Source organism: Amycolatopsis sp. SID8362, assembly GCF_010550475.1.
GTDB lineage: Bacteria > Actinomycetota > Actinomycetes > Mycobacteriales > Pseudonocardiaceae > Amycolatopsis > Amycolatopsis eburnea.
On sequence record NZ_JAAGNB010001307.1, the window covers coordinates 1 to 485 of the forward strand.

Consider the following 485-nt stretch of genomic DNA (forward strand, 5'->3'; position numbering starts at 1 on the left):
CGCGCGCACCGCCGTCAGCACCGCGCCGATCAGCGCGACGCCGAGCGCGCTCGACAGCTCCCGGGCCGCGGTGAGCAATCCCGACGCGGTGCCGGAATGGCGCTCCGCCACGACGTCCAGCGCGTGCGAGGTCATCGGGACGGTGAAGGCCGAGCCGGCGCCGATCAGGACCAGGCCGGGCACGCGCGGCCAGACGTCCGGGATCCGGTTCACCGCGGCGAGGGCCAGCAGCCCGGCCCCGACCACGGCGAGCCCGCCCGCCACTGTCCTAAGTGGACCATGTCGGGCCACCGCCCGCGGCACCAGCGGTGTCGCGGCGATGACCGCCACCGCGACCAGGACCAGCGGCAACCCGGCGCCGACCGGCCCGAGCCCGAGGAACTCCTGGTGCAGCAACGGCGTGAAGAAGAAGATCCCGGAGATCCCCAGTCCCCACAACAGCTGCAGGCCGAGCGAGCCGGTGAACACGCGGTTCCCGGTCAGCG

General features: G+C 74.2%; 1 protein-coding gene. It reads right to left on the minus strand.

The window, feature by feature from the left end:
- The coding region (locus tag G3I65_RS40030; RefSeq protein WP_160700690.1) for an MFS transporter at positions 1–485 on the minus strand (485 nt) is incomplete at both ends.